The following is an 18,685-nucleotide window of genomic DNA, read 5'->3' as shown; positions in this document are numbered from 1 at the left end:
CTCCCTTTATTCTGGTTGGCGTTCCAGCAACCGCGAGCTGAGCAGCGAGGACTTGTAAGCGTGGACGCGAAAGACATGGGCGACGCCCTCGAAAAGGTCCTGGTCACCGAAGAGCAGATCAAGGCCAGACACCGGGAGATGGCCGCCCAGATCGACGCCGACTACGCGGGCAAGGACCTGCTGCTGGTCGGCGTACTGCGGGGTGCGGTGATGGTGATGGCCGACATCGCGCGCGAACTGCACCATCCCTGCGAGATGGACTGGATGGCGGTCTCCTCCTACGGTGCGGGCACTGTCTCCTCCGGAGTGGTCCGCATCCTCAAGGACCTCGACACCGACATCCAGGGCCGCAACGTCCTGATCGTCGAGGACGTCATCGACTCCGGCCTGACGTTGTCCTGGCTGGTGGGCAACCTGAAGTCGCGCGGCCCGGCCTCCGTCGAGATCTGCACCATGGTGCGCAAGCCCCTGGCATTGGACCTGGACATCGACGTCAAGTACGTCGGCTTCGACCTGCCCAACGAGTTCATCGTCGGCTACGGGCTCGACTATGCCGAGAAGTACCGCAACCTGCCCTTCATCGGCACGCTGGCGCCGCACGTGTACCAGTAGGGCGTGAGAACCGGCCCCGGAACCCGGGGCCGGTGCCCGCGGGAACAACAAGGCATCCCGTGAGCGTTGGTGTCGTGACGGGACATCCCCCCGAACGCACGCGCACCGATCAGGTGTGGTGCCCTGCCCAGGGTGTACCGTCGATTATCCCGGCATCATTGTAGGGAGCACATGTCCGATAGGTCCCGCTTCTGGTGGCCGGCATGAGGCCCTCCGGTGGAACGGCGGAAATCTCCGGTGCGTTGACACGTCTTCGCCCGGTCCGCCCGTTTCCCCGTATCGGCGCCTCTGCGGTTCCCTGGGCGTGGGCCGCCGTCAGGAGGGACGGACCCAGCGGGGTTCCGTATAGATGAATCTGAAGCGTTTGTACCGTGGACCGTGGCTGTGGTTTGCCGCCATCCTGCTCATGCTGCTGGTGGTCTCCCAGCTCATGGGCTGGGGCAGTGCGCCCGAGCACGAAAAGACCGACACCTCCCGGATCTTCTCCCTGATCGAGCAGGACCAGGTCAAGGATGCCAAGATCATCGACAAGGATCAGCGAATCGAGCTGACCACCACCGATGGCGACCTCTACAAGGCGTTCTGGGTGACTGGTCAGGGCTATGAGCTGGCCCAGAAACTGCAGGAAAAAGAGACCGGCAACCTTGAGGCCTACGACGTCGAGGTCCCCAGTGACAGCATCTGGGTCTCCCTGCTGTTCAGCTTCCTGCCGCTCATCCTGATCATCGCCATCTTCTTCTTCATCATGAACCAGATGCAGGGTGGCGGCTCCCGGGTCATGAACTTCGGCAAGTCCAAGGCGAAGCTGATCTCCAAGGACACGCCCAAGACGACCTTCGACGACGTCGCGGGCTCCGACGAGGCCATCGAGGAACTCCACGAGATCAAGGAGTTCCTGCAGAACCCCTCCAAGTTCCAGGCCATGGGGGCCAAGATCCCCAAGGGCGTGCTGCTGTACGGTCCGCCCGGAACCGGTAAGACCCTGCTGGCCAGGGCCGTCGCCGGCGAGGCGGGGGTACCGTTCTACTCCATCTCCGGCTCGGACTTCGTCGAGATGTTCGTCGGCGTGGGCGCCTCCCGGGTGCGCGACCTGTTCGAGCAGGCCAAGGCCAACGCCCCGGCGATCATCTTCATCGACGAGATCGACGCGGTGGGCCGCCACCGCGGTGCCGGAATGGGCGGCGGACACGACGAGCGCGAGCAGACCCTCAACCAGATGCTGGTCGAGATGGACGGCTTCGACGTCAAGGGCGGGGTCATCCTGATCGCCGCCACCAACCGTCCCGACATCCTGGACCCCGCGCTGCTGCGCCCGGGCCGCTTCGACCGCCAGATCGTCGTCAACCGTCCCGACATGGCCGGACGCAAGGGCATCCTCCAGGTGCACACCCAGGGCAAGCCGCTGGGCCCCGACGTCGATCTCGACGTCATCGCCCGGCGCACCCCCGGGTTCACCGGCGCCGACCTCGCCAACGTCGTCAACGAGGGCGCACTGCTGTCGGCCCGTGGCGATCGCACCCAGATCGACATGGAAACCCTTGAGGAGGCCATCGACCGCGTCATGGCCGGCCCCGAGCGCAAGACCCGGGCGATGTCGGACCGGGAGAAGAAGGTCATCGCCTACCACGAGGGCGGACACGCCCTGGTGGGCCACGCGCTGCCCAACTCCGACCCGGTGCACAAGATCACGATCCTGCCGCGCGGTCGCGCGTTGGGCTACACCATGTCGCTGCCGGAGGAGGACACCTTCCTCACCTCCCGTTCGCAGATGATGGACCAGCTCGCGATGATGTTGGGCGGGCGCACCGCCGAGGAGCTCGTCTTCCACGAGCCCACCACCGGCGCGGCCAACGACATCGACAAGGCCACCTCGCTCGCCCGCAACATGGTGACCGAGTACGGCATGAGCGAGCGGTTGGGCGCGCGCAAGTTCGGCAACGGCAACACCGAGCCCTTCCTGGGCAGGGAGATGTCGCACAGCCGGGAGTACTCCGAGGAGATCGCCTCCCTCATCGACGAGGAGGTGCGCCGCCTCATCGAGTCGGCTCACGACGAGGCGTGGGAGGTCCTGGTCGAGTACCGCGACGTCCTCGACGCCCTCGTCCTGGAGCTGCTGGACAAGGAGACGCTCTCGCGCGAGAAGGTCCTGGAGATCTTCGCCCCGGTGCAGAAGCGTCCGGCGCGCGGCTCCTACACGGGCTACGGCAAGCGGCTGCCTTCCGACCGGCCGCCGGTGATGACCGCCAAGGAGACCGATCCCGTCCGTCCGGAGGATGTCGAAGGGCTCGCCTCGTCCAACGGCCACTCGTCCAACGGCGGGTCCAGTGCCTGGGAGGGCCGCCCCGGCGCCACCGACCGTACCGATGATGCCGACGGCACCGGGGACGGTTCGTGACCGGGGCCGACGGCACCGCGGGGGCGGACTCCGCCCCCGCGGGGATCGACAAGCCCCGCATCGAGAAAGCCGTCCGGGAGATTTTGCTCGCGATCGGGGAGAACCCCGACCGTGACGGGCTCGTCGAGACCCCGGCCAGGGTCGCGCGTGCCTACGCCGAGCAGTTCGCCGGGCTCAAGCAGCGGCCCGAGGACGTGCTCAAGACGGTGTTCGAGGCCGGTCATGAGGAGATGGTCCTGGTCAAGGACATCGAGCTCTACTCGACCTGCGAACACCACCTCGTTCCCTTCTACGGGGTCGCGCACGTGGGCTACATCCCCAACACGGCCGGACAGATCACCGGGCTGTCCAAGTTCGCCCGACTGGTGGACGTCTACGCCCGGCGGCCGCAGGTGCAGGAACGCCTCACCTCGCAGGTCGCCGACGCGATCATGGAGAACCTGCGCCCGCGCGGTGTCATCGTGGTCATCGAGGCCGAACACCTGTGCATGACCATGCGCGGGGTGCGCAAGCCCGGAGCCAAGACGGTGACCTCCGCGGTGCGCGGCGGTTTCCGCGACAGCGACCGGACCCGGGCCGAGGCGATGAGCCTCATCCTGGGGCGGAGCTGACGCGCACGACACGCCGGTGAAGGGCGGGCCGTCCTGGTTTCGGGGCGGCCCGCCTTTTCTGTTCGCGTGGGCCTGCTCAAGCGTGCGCCTCCCCTGACGGGCGTCCCGCGCAGTGGTCGGCGAGTGGCGCCGGGCCGACACGTTCCCGCGGACTCCCAGGGGTCGTTTTCCGACACGCCCCGGCCGGCGCTGACGTCCGTCCACGGCTTCCGCGGAGCCGTGTTCGACGTGTCGAACGGGTCAGGGTTGACGAAAACCGTCGAAAGAACGCGCCCGACAGCCGAATCGGACTCGCGGTTCCAAGCGAACGGATCGGTAGGGTGGCGGTATGGCGACGAAGATGAGACCGCCCGGCCTGCCCGCGCCGGACCGCTGCCTGGTGATGGGGGTCGTCAACGTCACCCCGGACTCGTTCTCCGACGGCGGCGCCTGGTTCGATCCTGCCCGCGCTGTCGAGCACGGCCTGCGGATGGCCGACGAGGGAGCCGACATCGTCGATGTCGGGGGTGAGTCCACCCGGCCCGGTGCGCAACGGGTTTCGGGGGACGAGGAACTGCGGCGCACCATTCCGGTGGTTGCCGAATTGGCCCGCCAGGGTGTCCCTGTGAGCATCGACACGATGCGCGCCGAGGTTGCCGCCGCGGCCGTTGACGCGGGTGCCGTGCTGGTCAACGACGTCAGTGGCGGTCTCGCCGATCCGGCCATGGCGAGATTGGTGGCCAGGACCGGTGTCGCATACGTGTTGATGCACTGGCGTGGGCATAGTCATGACATGCAAAAGCGCGCGGTGTACGCGGATGTCGTCCAAGAAGTCCACGATGAGCTGAGTCAACGCATGGCTGTGATGTTCGATGAGGGCGTCGATCCCGAACAGATCGTCCTCGATCCGGGACTCGGATTCGCCAAGACCGCCGAGCAGGGACACAACTGGGAACTGCTGGCCCACCTCGACCGGTTCACGGCGCTGGGTCGCCCCCTGTTGGTGGCCGGGTCCCGTAAGCGTTTCCTCGGCCGCCTGCTCAGCGATGCGCAGGGGCGACCGCGCGACTTCGCCGGCTCCGACCATGCGACCGTGGCGCTGAGCGCGTTGGCGGCGGCCAACGGCGCTTGGTGCGTGCGCGTCCACGACGTGGGCCCCACTGCGGACGCGGTCCGGGTCGCCCAGGCGTGGCGGAGCGGGGGCGAGTCCCTGACCGAGGGCCGAGCCGACGCGCCCGCCCCAAGGGGGAGCCGGTGAGATCCCGCCAGGAGATCATGGAGCGCGTGGCCGAGGCCAACGCGGAGTTCTACCAGGCCATCGAGACCGGGGACATCGACCTGATGGGTCGCGTGTGGGCCGAGGAGGAGCAGACCCCCGACCTGGTCTGCGTCAACCCGGGCTGGCCGATGCTGCGCGGGCGGGCCGAGATCATGCGGGCGTGGTCGCTGGTGATGGCGAACGTGCCCTACATCCAGTACGTGCTCACCGACACCCACATCGGGGTGAGCGGCGAGATCGCGATGGTGACCTGCGAGGAGAACGTCCTCACCGCCGAGGACGACAACCCGGGGTTCGTGGCCGGCGGGCAGGTGGTCACCACCAACCTGTTCATCCAGACCGAGCAGGGGTGGCGGTTGTGGTCGCACCACGCGTCGCCGGTGATGCTGGAGGAGGACGACCCCGACGATGAGTGACGCGCTGGACGCCCCGCAGCCGGCCCTGGACCGCATCACGGTGCGCGGCCTGCGCGCCAAGGGCCACCACGGGGTGTTCGACTTCGAGCGGCGCGAGGGCCAGGAGTTCGTGGTGGACGTGCGGCTCGGCGTGGACACCCGCCTCGCCGCCCGAAGCGACGACGTGGCCGACACCGTGCACTACGGAGTGCTCAGCGACGCGCTGGTCGCGGTGATCGAGGGCCCGCCGGTGAACCTGATCGAGCGGCTCGCCCAGCTGCTCGCCGACGTCTGCCTGGCCGAACCCGAGGTTCTGGAGGCGGAGGTCACCGTCCACAAGCCGCAGGCCCCGATCCCGCACCCGTTTGATGATGTGACCGTGACGATTGTGCGGAGGCGTACGTGAGGACCGACTGGACCCAGGCGCGCCGGGTCGTGCTGTCCCTGGGCAGCAACCTGGGCGCCCGGATGGAGACCCTTCAGGGCGCGATCGACTCCCTCTTCGAGGCGCGCGGACTGCGCCTGGTGGAGTTGTCCCCCGTCTACGAGACCGCCCCGGTGGGCGGCCCCGAACAGGACCCCTACCTCAACGCGGTGGTCGTGGCCGACACCCTGCTCACCCTCGACACGCTGCTGGAGCGCACGCAGGGCGTGGAGGAGGCGTTCCACCGGTTGCGCGAGGTGCGTTGGGGCCCCCGCACCCTCGATGTGGACATCATCGCCTACGGGGACGAGACCCGGACCGATCCGGAGCTGACCGTCCCGCACCCGCGCGCCCACGAGCGTGTCTTCGTCCTCCAGCCCTGGTCCGACGTCCAGCCCGACGCCGAGATCGCCGGACGCGGTCCGGTGCGCGCGTTGCTGTCGGACCTTGACGGCCAGGACGGCCAGGACGTGCGGCGTCGCGACGATCTCGTACTGCGGGTGCCCGAGTAGATGCCCAAGGACGAGCAGGAGAACAACCACAGGATGCGCCCCACCGGGTGGCGGGTGCCGCTGGGCATCGTGCTGGGCGCGGGAATCCTGACGTTCGTCGTGGTCCCGCGGTTCTACAGCGATCTCGTGCTGTTGCCCTGGACGGCCATCCCCACGCTGCTGCTCCTGGCGCTGGGCGAGGGGATCGCCGCCGTCCAGACCCGCCGCCGCATCCGCCGGGCGCCCGGTACCGAGCCGATCGAACCGTTGAGCGTGGCCCGGCTGGTGGCGTTCGCCAAGGCCAGTGCCCTGTTCGGGGCGTTGGCGGCGGGTGTCTTCGGCGGGTTCGCGCTCGCGCTGCTGGACATCTTGCACAGCACGCACGCGCGTGCCGACGCGCTCGTCGCCGGGGGAACCGCACTGTCGGGGCTGATCCTGCTCGGCTCGGCGTTGTTCCTGGAATACGCCTGCCGGGTGCCCAAGAGCGACGATGAGCCGGGGGCGCGCGCTTGACCGCCGGTTTCTCGGTGTGCTTGGGCAACCGGGGCGGTTTCGTGTTGCTTGGGCCGTCCTATCCGCTCCGGGATGATTGACTGCAATCGTGGATTTCGCCGAGGCCTCAGAGCCGCCCCGCATGGTTGACCGGACCCCCGCGACGAGCGGCATGCCACCGGTGGAGGCGGCGTTCGCCCCACCGGAGGGTCAGACATGGAGCAGGGTGGATTCCGCGTTCACCTGGTACCGCAAGCTCCTCGCGGCCCTGGTGGCGGTTCCGGTCGCGGTGCTCGGCGGGACCGCCCTGGGGATCTGGCAGGGCTGGCCCTGGGGGGCGGTGTGTGCGCTGGCCGCGCTGGCCGCGGGGGCGACCGCCTGGTTCGGTGCCGCCAGGATCAGGGATTCCTGGGGGTACGCCGAGGGGCGCAGCGACTTCCTGATCGTCTCCGGGATCGTCGTTCGCCAGCTGGTCGTGGTGCCCTACGGCCGGATGCAGGTCGTGGACGTCACCTCCAACCTGCTGGAGCAGACACTGGGGATCGCCACGGTCCGGGTCCGCACCGCGGCGACGACCGCTGACGCCCGCATCCCCGGGTTGAGCCTGGAAGACGCCACTGCCCTGCGCGACCGACTCGCGGCGCGCAGCGAGACCTTCTCCACGGGACTGTAGCCGCGTGACCGATCCCAGAAACGACCGTTCCTCGGCCGACCCCGCCACCTGGTTCGGCAGCCGGCACGTGGTGCGGGCCGACCTGCCCGAACCCGAGCCGCTGCCGGCCGCCGAGCCGTTGCCCGCCCCGGAACCGCTGCCCGCCCCGGAACCGCCGGTCGTCGGTGGCCGGTCCGGGCCCGATGCCGCCGCCCGGCCGCCCGCGAAGGGACAGGGGCCGCGATCCGCCGGGCCCGCCGACCCCGACGACTGGTTGTTCGAGGAGCCCGGACCACGCGACTCCGGCGCCCCGCTGCGCGAGGTCACCGCACCCACCGACACCAACCTCGTGGGGTTCGAGGCCCCGGCGCCCATCGCCGGCTGGTCGTTCTCCGACCTGCGCGACGCGGCCCGGTCGGGCGGCGAGGCCGAGCCGCCGGCCGCGGACCACCGTTTCCCCGGGGAACCGGCAGACGCCCCGGATACCCCGGATACCCCGGACACCCCGGATGCTTCGGGTGCCGACGGCCGGTCCGGCGACGGCGAGGACGCGGGGAAGGAGGAGCGGCCTTGCGCCCCGGGGCACACCCCGTTCTGGGGTTCCCACCCGGCCGAGCCCAAACCCCGTCCGGTCGAACGCCCGGACCGGTCGGCCCCGGCCGTTCCACCGGCTCCGGCCGCTCCGGCGGCTCCGGCGGCTCCGCCCGTCCTGGCACCCCCGGACGCCCCGGGAACCCCGGAGGTTCCGCCCGGCGGGAACGAGGACGCCGGGAAGGCCACCGGTGAACCCGCGCCGAAGAACTCCGTGCAGGAGCCCGCGCAGGCCGATCCCGTTGCGCCTCCGGCCGAGCACGGGCACGGGCACACCCCGTTCTGGGGTTCGCCGACCACGAACGACGCCCCTGGTGCGCCCACGGGTGAGCCGGACGCCCGCCCGGAAGCCGACCACCCCGCCGAGCCCGGCCGCTCCGCTCCCGCGGCAGCCGGTTCGCCCGCGGACGAACCGCGGCCGTGGTGGCGTGCGCCCGACGGTGAGCCGCCCGCGGGTACGGGGCACGGGCACACCCCGTTCTGGGGCGGGGGGCGTTTCGCTCCCCATCCGCGGCCCGGGCCCACCGGTGCCCCGCCCGGACAGCGGGGCCCCAGGTTCGCCCCCGGTCCGCAACCGCCCGCCTCGACCCGCGGACAGCCCTACGTGCCGCCGGTCAATCTGCCGCCGGCGCCGCCGCAGCAGCCGACGCCCGGCCAGGGCACGGCGCCTCCCCATCCGCACGCCTATCCGCCGGGGCCTCCCGGGCACCCTGGACCGCCCCCGGGGTACCGCGGTGTGCCGGGCGGCCCTCCGCAGTCGGTCCCGCCGACCGGTTCGCACGTGCGATTCGTCCCGCCCACCTATGCCGCGCGCCCCGGACCGTGGCCGCCGCCCGGGTACGGGCCGCCCGTGCGGCCCGCGCCGCCGCCCCGCCCGACGGTGGACCTCACGCGTGGCTCGCACCGGTTGCACCTGGCCACGGTCGCGCTGCACGCCGCCGTGGTGGCGCTGGTGTTCCTGGCGCTCCCCGCCCCGTTCCTGCTGGGGGTGGGGTCGGCGTGGACCCCGTTGCTGCTGACCGTGGCAGTGGGGCTGGCTGCCGGTGCCTACTCGCTGGTGGCCTGGTGGAACACCGTGTTCGGCCTCAAGGAGGACCACCTGGTTCTGCACAGCGGGCTGTTCCGACGGGTGACTCGGGAGATCCCCCTGAGCCGGCTCCAGGCGGTGGACGTGGTGCGCCCGCTGTTCATCCAGGTCCTGGGGCTGGCGGAGCTGCGGGTGGAGCTGGCCGGTGGCGACAGCAGCGAGATCCGGCTGCGCTACCTGGGCCGTGAGCCCGCCGAACGGCTGCGGGCGAGCATGCTCGCCCACGCGGCGGGGCTGTCCGGGGGGACCCCGGAGGCTCCGGAGACCCCGTTCTACAAGCTTCCGTTCTCGCTGCTGATCGGGGCGTTGGCCTTTCGCATCCCGGTCCTGTTGTCCTTCACGGCGTTCCTGGTACTGATCGTCGCGGGCATGGCGTTCGGGGAGGTGGGCGTGCTCGGTGGTGCGGTCCCGCTGCTGTTGGGGCTGATGCGCGGCATGCTCGGGCCCTTGTTCCGCTACGTCAACTTCTACGCCTCGCTCTCCCCGGACGGTCTGCGGCTGCGCTACGGCGTCTTCCAGGCGCGGATGCAGACGGTTCCGCCGGGCAGGGTGCAGGCGCTGCGTATCGTCGAGCCGCTGCTGTGGCGCTTCCTTGGAGTGGTGCGGGTCGAGGCGAACGTGGCCGGCTACGCGGGCGAGCGGCAGATGGACTCCTCGACCCTGTTGCCGGTGGTGCCCAAGGAACTGGCCTACGCACTGGTCAAGGAGGTGTTCCCCGGTGCCGGGGTGTCCTCGGTGCCGGTGCACCCGGCGGCCCGGGGGCGTTTCACCAAGGAGGTGCTGGGCGTCGGCGACCGGGTCTTCGTGTCCGGACGCGGCCGGTTCTGCCGGGTCGTGGAGATCGTCCCGCATTCACGCATGCACACCCTGCGTCTCACCATGGGGCCGCTGGGGCGTCGTCTGGGTGTCGCCACCGTCGAGGTGGACACGCCCCCCGGCCCGGTCCGGGCCCGCGCACCGCACCGTGATCTCGCTGAGGCCCGCCGGGTGATCGACGGGATCGCGGACCGTGCCGACCGCGCCCGTGCGGACGTCGGCGGCCCCGAGCGCTGGGCGACCCGGAGCGATATCCGGACCGATCCCGACATGTGACCCCCGTCACTCGCGCCGATCATGATCGGCGCGAGTGACGGGTCTTTGCCGGGTAAATCACGACATTCGTGACTACTAAGGGTCATCGAACGGCTCCGTATGGTTATTTACTTTTCGCAAACCCCGGCGGGGATGCTCGGGCATATGGCTAGATAGGGACTGAACACGCCACGTGTTCGCAGTAATACTCATTGTCGATCAATGTCCGGTGTGGAGATGGTTCCGCCGGACGTGTATTGAGGAGACTCGCTGTGCTGAAGAAGGCCCTCGCCACCGTTGCCGTCACCGCCGCCGCCACCGGTGTGCTCATGACCGGTGCCGCCGCCGCATACGCCGGTGGGCCCGAGACCTCCGGCAACGGCTCCGTGCTCGGTGGCAACCAGGTCATCGCTGACGTCAACGTGCCCGTGAACGTCTGCGGCAACTCCATCGCCATCCTCGGCATCGCCGGCTCCAGCTGCCACAACTCCGGTGCCGGCGTCATCAAGACCCCCTGGCACTACGGCTGGTAGACCCTTTCGCGCCTGGCTTCCGCCGCGACGGCCGCCCACGCATCCGGGTGGTCGGCGCGGCGGGGGTCAAGCGGGTCGTCGAACTTCTTGGCGCCGCCCTTACTCGGGGCGGCGTTTTTCTGTTATGACCTCTTTGTCGAGGAAATCGCAGGTCAGAGTCTCAAAAAAACTGAGCGTGATGGAGTGATTACCCGCTACCGTGGGTATGCGCCACTCAGCGTGTCCACATGGATGCGATAAGTGACAGTCTCTTGGGTGGATTCATTGCCGCCCGATACCCCGAGAAGGGAATTCTCTTGCTCAAGAAGCTCCTTGCCGTTGGTGCCGTCACCGCCGCGTCCGCCGGCGTACTCCTCATGGCCTCGCCCGCGCACGCCGTTGACGACGTCTTCACCTCCGGGAACGGCTCGATCCTCGGCGGCAACCAGATCATCGCCGACCTCGACATCCCCGTGAACATCTGCGGCAACGCGATCTCGGTGCTCGGTGTCTCCGGCGCCCAGTGCAGCCACTCCGGCGCCTTCGTCATCGACTAGATCCGGTGACCCCGCCGTGGCCGGCGCGGACCGCTCCGGCGGCCCCGCGCCGGCCACGGTCGTCCACGGGCCCGGTACCTTCGCACCGGCACCGGACCCGCCCGGTGCCGCCGCACGGGCGCGTACGGCCGGCGAGTAGCCTGAAGCCGATCACGTCCGGTACCCGAGTGGACTGGAACCCGCATGAACACGGCGAATCCCGCCCAGCAACGCCCCGCCCGCCTCAAGGTCGGGATCATCGGCCCCGGCAGGGTCGGCTCGGTCCTGGGAGCGGCCCTCGAACAGGTCGGCCACTCCGTCGTCGCGGTCTCCGCGGTGTCCGAGGCATCCCGGGCACGCGCCGCGCAACGCCTTCCCGGCGCGCACCTGTGTGAACCCGCCGAGGTCGTCGAAGCCGCCGACCTCATCCTGCTCACCGTCCCCGACGACGCCCTCGCCCCCCTCGCCAACGGCCTTGCCGAGACCGGCGCCCCGGTCGCGGGCCGGCTCGTGGCGCACGTCAGCGGCGCACACGGCTACAGCGTGCTCGCGCCCGTCACGGCCGAGGGCGCCCTGCCCCTGGCCCTGCACCCCGTCATGACCTTCACCGGCCGTGACGAGGACCTCAACCGGCTCGCCAACTGCTCCTTCGGCATCACCTCGCCCGAGCCGCTGCGCCCCATCGCCGAAGCACTGGTCGTGGAGATGGGCGCCGAACCCGTGTGGATCGAGGAGGAGCGCCGTGGGCTCTACCACGCGGCTCTCGCCGGAGGCGCCAACCACCTGGTCACGCTCGTCGCCGAGAGCGCGGCCCTGCTGGGCGTCGCCGGGGTCGAGCACCCGGGCCGGATGCTCGGCCCGATCCTGGGAGCCGCGCTGGACAACGCGCTGCGCCTGGGCATCGACGGCCTCAGTGGCCCCGTGCTGCGCGGGGACGCTCAGACGGTGGCCGACCACATCGCCCAACTGCGCGAGCACTCCCCGGAAAGCGTCGCGGGATACGTGGCGCTGGCCCGCCTCACCGCCGACCGCGCCCTTGCCGCCGGCCTGCTCAAACCCCAGGACGCCGAACGGCTGCTCGACGTCCTGGCGTGACTCCCGCCCGCTCCTCCCTCGTCCCCCTCGATCCCGGAGGCCAGGAATGACCCAGTCCGCCTTCTCCTCCCGGCCGGCCCCCACGGTCGTGCGCACCGCCGGGGAACTGGCCGCACTGCGCCCCGAACTGGGACGCACCGCCCTCGTCCCCACCATGGGCGCACTGCACGACGGCCACCGCGCCCTCATCGCGGCGGCCCGGGAACAGGCCGACACCGTGGTCGTCAGCATCTTCGTCAACCCGCTCCAGTTCGGGCCCAACGACGACCTCGACCGCTACCCCCGCACCTTCGACGCCGACCTCGCGGCCTGCGCGCAGGCCGGCGCCACCGTGGTGTTCGCTCCCCCGGTCAACGTGATGTACCCCGACGCCGCGACCGCCGCCACCGGCCTGGGCCAGCTCGTCACGGTCGGCCCCGGCCCCATGGGCGAGGTCCTGGAGGGGGAGTTTCGGCCCGGCTTCTTCCAGGGGGTCCTCACGGTCGTCGCCAAGCTGTTCAACCTGGTCCGCCCGGACGTCGCGGTGTTCGGCCAGAAGGACGCCCAGCAGCTGGCGGTGGTGCGTCGGATGGTGCGCGACCTCTGCCTGCCCGTCAACATCGCCGCGGTCCCCACCCGGCGCGACGACGACGGCCTGGCCACCTCCAGCCGCAACGTGTACCTCAGCGTCAAGGAACGCCACAGCGCTCTGGCCCTGTCGCGGGCACTGTTCGCGGGGGAGCGGGCAGCCGGGGGCGGGGCCTCCGCGGTCCTCGCCGCCGCGCGGGCGGTGCTCAACGACGCCGCGCACGCCGCGCCCCCGGTCAGCCCCGACTACCTCGCCCTGGTGGACCCCGCCACGTTCGTCGAGGTGGAGCAGGGGCACAGCGGCGACGCCGTCCTAGTGGTAGCCGCGTGGGTGGGCGAGACGAGGCTGATTGATAACGTGCCGCTGACGTTGTGATCAGCCGCTCCCAACTTGATAAGAGGTGCTTCGTCGTGCGCACGGGCCCTTCCCCCCTTCCGCTCCGGCTCACCGCCCCGGAGCCCGGTTGGACCATCGAGACCGACGTGGTCGTCGTCGGATCAGGCATCGCCGGCCTCAGCACCGCGCTGGGCTACGTCGAACAGGACCCGGGGGGCAGGGTCGTCCTCGTCACCAAGGACCTGCTCACCAGCGGGTCCACCCGCTGGGCGCAGGGCGGCATCGCCGCCGCCCTCGACCCGGCGGACGACCCGCTCGCGCACATGGTGGACACCGTTGAGGCGGGCGCCGGGATGTGCGACACCGACGCCGTGCGAATCCTCACAGAGGAGGGCCCCGCCGCACTGCGCTGGCTGATCGCCAAGGGCACCGCCTTCGACCGCACCGAGGACGGTGCGCTGTCGCTGACCCGTGAGGGCGGGCACCGCGCCGACCGGATCGCCCACGCCGGCGGGGACGCCACCGGCGCGGAGATCGAACGCGCGCTCGTGGAGGCGGTGCGCGCCGAGAGCCGCATCGAACTCGTCGAGCACGCTTTCGTGCCCGACCTGCTCCTTGCCGAGGCCGGCGCGGGGGAACCCCGGGTCCGCGGCCTCACCGTGCACGTCATGGGGGAGGGCGAGCGCGACGGCGTGGGGTCGGTCCTGGCCAGAGCCGTGGTCCTGGCCACCGGCGGCCTCGGCCAGGTCTTCGCCGCCACCACCAACCCCGAGGTGTCCACGGGCGACGGCATCGCGCTGGGCCTGCGGGCCGGGGCCGAGGCCCGCGACCTGGAGTTCGTCCAGTTCCACCCGACGGTGCTGTGGCTGGGCCCCGACTCCAAGGGCCGCCAGCCCCTGGTGTCGGAGGCGGTGCGCGGAGAGGGCGCGTTCCTCGTGGACGCCGAGGGCCGCCGGTTCATGACGGGCGTCCACGAACTCGCCGACCTCGCACCGCGCGACGTCGTCGCCACGGCCATCGCCCGCGTCATGGCGGAGACCGGCACCGACCACGTCCACCTGGACGCCCGCCACTTCGGCGCGGACGTGTGGGAACGCCGGTTCCCCACCATCCTCGCCTCCTGCCGCGCCCACGGCATCGACCCCGTCACCGACCTCGTTCCGGTGTCGCCGGCCGCGCACTACGCCTCGGGCGGACTGGCCGTGGACCTGGACGGGCGCACCAGCGTCCCGGGGCTGTACGCGGTCGGGGAGGTCGCGCGCACCGGCGTGCACGGCGCCAACCGGTTGGCCTCCAACTCGCTGCTGGAGGGGATCGTCTTCGCCGGGCGCATCGCGGCCCGGCTGGCGGGCGAAGAACCGGTGGCCGTCGTCCCCGCCGCCCAGGCGGCCGGTGCGGCCGGGACCCTCGTGGACCCCGCGGTACTCCCCGACCTCCAGGCGTGCATGTCGCGCCACGTGGGCGTGCGCCGCGACGCCGAAGGACTGGAGGCCGCCCGCGCCGAACTCGGGCGGTTGGCGGACACGGCGCGCGGCCCGGTCGAACCGGGGGTCGCCGCCTGGCAGGCCGCCAACATGCTCACCGTCGCCACGGTCCTCGTGCAGGCCGCGATCGAGCGCACGGAGACCCGCGGCGCGCACTGGCGCGCCGACTATCCCGTGACCTCCCCGCTCGCCCAGGGGGTGTGCTCCGGCCTCGGCGTCAACGGGCTCGCCCGGTCCTGGACCGTGCCCACCACCGGGGCGGACTCCGGTGTGCGGGCGGCGCAGCGCACCGCCGGGTACGAGGTGGCGACCGCGTTCGCCGACCGGCTCCCCGCGGGGCCGCGCCAGGCGCCGCCCCCCGAACTGGGGCCTCTCGTCGCCGGCGCCCTGCACGAGGACCTGCTGCTCGGGCCGGGCGGGGAACTCCTCGCCGAGGGGCACGGGGTGGACGTCACCAGCGCCGCCACGATTCCCGCCGCCCAGATCCGCACCGCCGACGTGGTCGCGCGGGCCGACGGGGTGGTCGCGGGCCTGCCGCTGGCCGAGGCGGTGTTTCGCCAGGTGTGCCAGGGCGTGCTGGAGGTGCGCCGCCACGCGGCCGACGGCGACGTGGTCAAGCGCGGCGACGTCCTCCTGACGGTGCGGGCCCGAACCCGCGATCTACTCACCGCTGAGCGCACGGCCCTCAACTTTCTCACCCATCTCTCCGGTATCGCCTCGGCCACCCGCGCCTGGGTGGAGGCGGTCGCCGGTACGGGGGCGGCCGTCCGGGACAGCCGCAAGACCCACGCGGGCCTGCGAACGTTGGAAAAGTACGCGGTGCGCTGCGGCGGAGGAGTAAACCACCGCTTCGGGTTGACCGACGCGGCACTCATCAAGGACAACCACGTGCTCGCCGCGGGGGGCGTCGCCCAGGCCGTGCGCGCGGTCCGGGAGCGTTTTCCCGACGTGCCGCTGGAAGTCGAAGTCGATCGGATCGATCAGATCGAACCGGCCCTCGCAGAGGGCGCCGAAGAGATCCTGTTGGACAACTTCACCGTCGCCGAGCTGCGGGAAGCCGTGGAACTGGTCGCCGGCCGCGCCCGGTTGGAGTCCAGCGGCGGGTTGACCCTCGACGTCGCGGCCGACGTAGCGGCCACGGGGGTGGACTATCTTGCCGTTGGTGCGCTGACCCACTCCAGCCCTGCGCTGGACATCGCGCTCGACCTGAGGCAAACGCCCTGACCCGCGCGGAGACCCGGCCGCGAACGACCCATGGATAGGCCCACATGCTGCTCGCGATCGACGTCGGAAACTCAGACACCGTCCTCGGACTGTTCGAGGGCGACAGCCTGGTGGAGCACTGGCGGGTCTCGTCGGAGTCCCGGCGCACGGCCGACGAGTGGGCGGTGGTCATCCACGGCCTGATCAACTCCAGTTCGCTGATGGCGCCGGGCGGCGTGGACGGCGTCGCGATGTGCTGCACCGTGCCCACGGTGCAGCACGAGATGCGGCAGATGTTTCGCCGCCACTACGGGGACGTCCCCGCCGTCATCGTGGAGCCCGGCGTGAAGACGGGGGTGCCCATCCGCATGGACAACCCCAAGGAGGTGGGCAGCGACCGCATCGTCAACGCCCTGGCGGCCGTGCAGCTCTACGGCGGCCCGGCCGTGGTCGTGGACTTCGGCACCGCCACCACTTTCGACGCGGTCAGCGCCAAGGGCGAGTACGTGGGCGGCGCCATCGCCCCGGGCATCGACATCTCGGTGGAGGCGCTGTCGCGGCGCGGCGCCCAGCTGCACATGGTGGAGATCGTCAAGCCGAGATCGGTGATCGCGAAGAACACCACGGAGGCCCTGCGCTCGGGCATCGTCTTCGGGTTCGCCGGGCAGGTGGACGGCATCGTGGACCGGATGGCCCAGGAGCTCGCCGACAACGCCGACGACGTCACGGTGGTCGCCACGGGCGGCCTGGCTCCGCTGGTCGTGGACGAGTGCGAGACCGTGGACGTCCACCAGCCCTGGCTGACCCTGGTGGGGTTGCGCATGGTCTTCGAGCGCAACGCCTGACCCTTCCCCGTGCCGGTGACGGGGGTGCCCATCCCCACAGCACGAGAAGCGCGGGGCGCACCCCCACCGGCGCGGCCCGCTCCGGCTGCCCGGTGGCCGCACCCGGACATGCCCGGCGCGCGCCGGGCTCCCCGGGTTACGGTCGGCGCATGTCCACCCGTCCGGACCTGCTCTCCGTCGTCGCCGCACCCCCCGAGTGGGCCGACGCGATCAGGGCCGCGCCCCGGAAGCACTTCATCCCCGCCACGGCTCTGGCCACGCCCGTCAACGGTGACCCCGGCCATTGGATCGACCGCGCGGCCGACCCTGACGCCTGGCAGCGGGCGGTCAACAGCGACACCACGATCCTGACCCAGGTCAACGACGGGGACACCGACCTCACGCCCGAGTCCGCCCCCACCGGCATGCCCACGAGTTCGAGCACGGCGCCCAGCGTCGTCGTCGACTTCCTGCGGCTCCTGGACGCTCGGCCCGGCCACCGCGTCCTGGAGGTCGGCACCGGAACGGGGTGGACTGCGGCACTGCTCAGCGCCCGGCTCGGCGCGTCGCACGTCACGTCGGTCGAGGTCGACGAACGGGTGGCCGCGCAGGCCGCCGCGAACCTGCGGCACGCCGGTTTCGCGCCCGGCCTCGTGGTGGGGGACGGCGCGCACGGCCTGCCCGAAGGGGCGCTGTTCGACCGTGTGCACGTCACCTGCGGTATCCGCGAGATCCCGTATGCCTGGGTGTGCCAGACCCGGCCCGGCGGGGTGATCGTCCTGCCGTGGGCCCCGGTCCGCGTCGGCGGGTTCATGGTGCGGCTCGACGTCGGTGACGGCTGCGCGCAGGGGCGCCTGCTCGGTGACACGGCGTTCATGATGCTGCGCGAGCAGCGGTTTCCCTACCCGCCGCCCAGGGGCGAACGGCGCTTCTCGACCGCCCGCGTCTCACCGTGTGAGGTCCGCGACGCGGGCCGAGGGGTGGAGGTGGCGCTGGCGGCCCTGGTTCCCGGTGTGTTGCTCAACGAGTTCGACGCGACCACCGGCGGGCTGCGTGACGCCGAGGGCAACTACGCGGCCGTCGCCGAGGACGGCGACGGGGAGTACGCGGTGACGCAGATCGGCGTCCGCGACCTCTGGACCGAATTGGAGGACGCCTTCGACACGTGGGTGGGCTGGGGGCGGCCGGAGGCGCGGCGATTCGGCGTCACCGTTGACGAGCAGGGGCAGCACGTCTGGCTCGACACCCCCGACAACCGGGTTACGGGAGGCTTCGGTGGGTGATCACCGCAAAGAGGTTGACTGCACCGGGTGCAATGGTCGCAAAACGATTGAGCAGTCCCGGGACGGCACCGTGGTGAAGGTGCCCTGCCCGCTGTGCAACGGCACCGGGAAGCAGCCGTGACCGCTGAGTGAGGTGCCCCGCTCCGATGCCGCGTGCGTCCTCGGCCCGCAACGCGGTCGCCGCTCCCGTGGAGAGGGGCCGCGTGGAAACCGCCCCGGAGCGGGAAAGGTGGGTTTTGCGTCGAATGTTCTTTTCTCGACAAGTGAATGAAAAAGGGGTTACCCGCTGGTAGAGTCCCTGGTCAGTAAGGGTGCTCCCCGCGCATGCGGGGATGGTCCGCAGATCGTGGAGAACGGGCGCGGCGTAGTCGTGTGCTCCCCGCGCATGCGGGGATGGTCCTTTGGTCGGGTGGTGCCCGTGCCGCGAAAAATCGTGCTCCCCGCGCATGCGGGGATGGTCCTTTGGTCGGGTGGTGCCCGTGCCGCGAAAAATCGTGCTCCCCGCGCATGCGGGGATGGTCCCCTCCGGTCAGGGTCACCGCCAGGTTGACCCAGGTGCTCCCCGCGCATGCGGGGATGGTCCGTGCGAGTTCCCTTGCGCATGCCCGACCCGATGGTGCTCCCCGCGCATGCGGGGATGGTCCGTCGGGGTTCATCGTCTTCCGGTGACGGCTCCGGTGCTCCCCGCGCATGCGGGGATGGTCCTTTTCCGATTCCACATCCGGGGTCCGATCCCCGGTGCTCCCCGCGCATGCGGGGATGGTC

17 protein-coding genes and 1 CRISPR repeat array (1 of these 18 running past the window's edge) are annotated in these 18,685 nt (G+C 71.1%); all 17 genes read left to right on the top strand.

The genetic code is table 11. The annotated features are described in order from the left end of the window. Positions 1 to 60: 60 nt before the first annotated feature. The 17 genes from hpt to AC0VYP_RS22315 all read left to right on the top strand — a co-directional run bounded on the left by hpt (position 61) and on the right by AC0VYP_RS22315 (position 17,920). On the top strand, positions 61 to 612 hold the full coding sequence (gene hpt, locus AC0VYP_RS22395) for a hypoxanthine phosphoribosyltransferase (protein ID WP_285758402.1): 552 nt from the start codon (positions 61 to 63) through the stop codon (positions 610 to 612). Positions 613 to 961: 349 nt separating this feature from the next. Next, positions 962 to 3,007, top strand: a complete 2,046-nt coding sequence (gene ftsH / locus AC0VYP_RS22390; protein WP_475471692.1) for an ATP-dependent zinc metalloprotease FtsH — start codon at positions 962 to 964, stop codon at positions 3,005 to 3,007. Next, entirely contained in the window at positions 3,004 to 3,618 is a 615-nt protein-coding gene (gene folE / locus AC0VYP_RS22385; RefSeq protein WP_285758406.1) for a GTP cyclohydrolase I FolE, read from the top strand. Before ftsH ends, folE begins: the two co-directional genes overlap by 4 nt. A 328-nt stretch (positions 3,619 to 3,946) precedes the next feature. Continuing rightward, positions 3,947 to 4,855, top strand: a complete 909-nt coding sequence (folP, locus tag AC0VYP_RS22380) for a dihydropteroate synthase (protein WP_285758408.1) — start codon at positions 3,947 to 3,949, stop codon at positions 4,853 to 4,855. Beyond that, positions 4,852 to 5,292: a nuclear transport factor 2 family protein gene (locus AC0VYP_RS22375; RefSeq protein ID WP_285758410.1), complete on the top strand. Its 441-nt coding sequence runs from the start codon at positions 4,852 to 4,854 to the stop codon at positions 5,290 to 5,292. The genes folP and AC0VYP_RS22375 overlap by 4 nt, the downstream gene beginning before the upstream one ends. Further along, positions 5,285 to 5,677 carry a dihydroneopterin aldolase gene (folB, locus tag AC0VYP_RS22370; RefSeq protein ID WP_285758411.1) on the top strand — a complete coding sequence of 131 codons (393 nt, stop codon included), beginning with the start codon at positions 5,285 to 5,287 and terminating at the stop codon, positions 5,675 to 5,677. The genes AC0VYP_RS22375 and folB overlap by 8 nt, the downstream gene beginning before the upstream one ends. Next, positions 5,674 to 6,207 carry a 2-amino-4-hydroxy-6-hydroxymethyldihydropteridine diphosphokinase gene (folK, locus tag AC0VYP_RS22365; protein ID WP_285758412.1) on the top strand — a complete coding sequence of 178 codons (534 nt, stop codon included), beginning with the start codon at positions 5,674 to 5,676 and terminating at the stop codon, positions 6,205 to 6,207. Before folB ends, folK begins: the two co-directional genes overlap by 4 nt. Further along, positions 6,208 to 6,699 carry a DUF3180 domain-containing protein gene (locus AC0VYP_RS22360; RefSeq protein WP_285758413.1) on the top strand — a complete coding sequence of 164 codons (492 nt, stop codon included), beginning with the start codon at positions 6,208 to 6,210 and terminating at the stop codon, positions 6,697 to 6,699. 121 nt (positions 6,700 to 6,820) lie between these two features. Next, positions 6,821 to 7,351, top strand: coding sequence for a PH domain-containing protein (locus AC0VYP_RS22355; RefSeq protein ID WP_349497198.1), 531 nt, complete (start codon positions 6,821 to 6,823; stop codon positions 7,349 to 7,351). 4 nt (positions 7,352 to 7,355) lie between these two features. Then, positions 7,356 to 10,100: a PH domain-containing protein gene (locus AC0VYP_RS22350; RefSeq protein WP_475471689.1), complete on the top strand. Its 2,745-nt coding sequence runs from the start codon at positions 7,356 to 7,358 to the stop codon at positions 10,098 to 10,100. Positions 10,101 to 10,351: 251 nt separating this feature from the next. After that, the gene (locus tag AC0VYP_RS22345; RefSeq protein ID WP_285758414.1) at positions 10,352 to 10,612 is read left to right on the top strand and encodes a chaplin family protein; all 261 of its coding nucleotides are present in this window, start codon (positions 10,352 to 10,354) and stop codon (positions 10,610 to 10,612) included. A gap of 296 nt (positions 10,613 to 10,908) precedes the next feature. Beyond that, complete coding sequence (locus AC0VYP_RS22340) at positions 10,909 to 11,148, top strand: chaplin family protein (protein ID WP_285758415.1); 240 nt, start codon at positions 10,909 to 10,911, stop codon at positions 11,146 to 11,148. 183 nt (positions 11,149 to 11,331) lie between these two features. Continuing rightward, positions 11,332 to 12,222: a Rossmann-like and DUF2520 domain-containing protein gene (locus AC0VYP_RS22335; RefSeq protein ID WP_475471687.1), complete on the top strand. Its 891-nt coding sequence runs from the start codon at positions 11,332 to 11,334 to the stop codon at positions 12,220 to 12,222. Positions 12,223 to 12,268: 46 nt separating this feature from the next. After that, on the top strand, positions 12,269 to 13,165 hold the full coding sequence (gene panC, locus AC0VYP_RS22330) for a pantoate--beta-alanine ligase (protein ID WP_475471686.1): 897 nt from the start codon (positions 12,269 to 12,271) through the stop codon (positions 13,163 to 13,165). Positions 13,166 to 13,200: 35 nt separating this feature from the next. Further along, positions 13,201 to 15,834: an L-aspartate oxidase gene (locus AC0VYP_RS22325; RefSeq protein ID WP_475471685.1), complete on the top strand. Its 2,634-nt coding sequence runs from the start codon at positions 13,201 to 13,203 to the stop codon at positions 15,832 to 15,834. Positions 15,835 to 15,878: 44 nt separating this feature from the next. Beyond that, positions 15,879 to 16,658, top strand: a complete 780-nt coding sequence (locus tag AC0VYP_RS22320; RefSeq protein WP_285758420.1) for a type III pantothenate kinase — start codon at positions 15,879 to 15,881, stop codon at positions 16,656 to 16,658. Positions 16,659 to 16,807: 149 nt separating this feature from the next. Next, positions 16,808 to 17,920 carry a methyltransferase domain-containing protein gene (locus tag AC0VYP_RS22315; RefSeq protein ID WP_475471682.1) on the top strand — a complete coding sequence of 371 codons (1,113 nt, stop codon included), beginning with the start codon at positions 16,808 to 16,810 and terminating at the stop codon, positions 17,918 to 17,920. Between the two features lie 311 nt (positions 17,921 to 18,231). Beyond that, a CRISPR array of direct repeats spans positions 18,232 to 18,685; the repeat unit is 28 nt; unit sequence GTGCTCCCCGCGCATGCGGGGATGGTCC (it continues 123 nt past the right edge of the window).

This window comes from Nocardiopsis sp. iso_186, assembly GCF_056173365.1.
Note: the sequence above shows the minus strand (reverse complement) of the source record. Positions and strands in the feature narration are given on the sequence as shown.

Coding starts and splice junctions, on each gene's coding strand:
- ftsH (WP_475471692.1), top strand. CDS start 962: ATGAATCTGAAGCGTTTGTACCGTGGACCGTGGCTGTGGTTTGCCGCC.
- folP (WP_285758408.1), top strand. CDS start 3,947: ATGGCGACGAAGATGAGACCGCCCGGCCTGCCCGCGCCGGACCGCTGC.
- folB (WP_285758411.1), top strand. CDS start 5,285: ATGAGTGACGCGCTGGACGCCCCGCAGCCGGCCCTGGACCGCATCACG.
- AC0VYP_RS22360 (WP_285758413.1), top strand. CDS start 6,208: ATGCCCAAGGACGAGCAGGAGAACAACCACAGGATGCGCCCCACCGGG.
- AC0VYP_RS22355 (WP_349497198.1), top strand. CDS start 6,821: ATGGTTGACCGGACCCCCGCGACGAGCGGCATGCCACCGGTGGAGGCG.
- AC0VYP_RS22335 (WP_475471687.1), top strand. CDS start 11,332: ATGAACACGGCGAATCCCGCCCAGCAACGCCCCGCCCGCCTCAAGGTC.
- panC (WP_475471686.1), top strand. CDS start 12,269: ATGACCCAGTCCGCCTTCTCCTCCCGGCCGGCCCCCACGGTCGTGCGC.
- AC0VYP_RS22320 (WP_285758420.1), top strand. CDS start 15,879: ATGCTGCTCGCGATCGACGTCGGAAACTCAGACACCGTCCTCGGACTG.
- AC0VYP_RS22315 (WP_475471682.1), top strand. CDS start 16,808: ATGTCCACCCGTCCGGACCTGCTCTCCGTCGTCGCCGCACCCCCCGAG.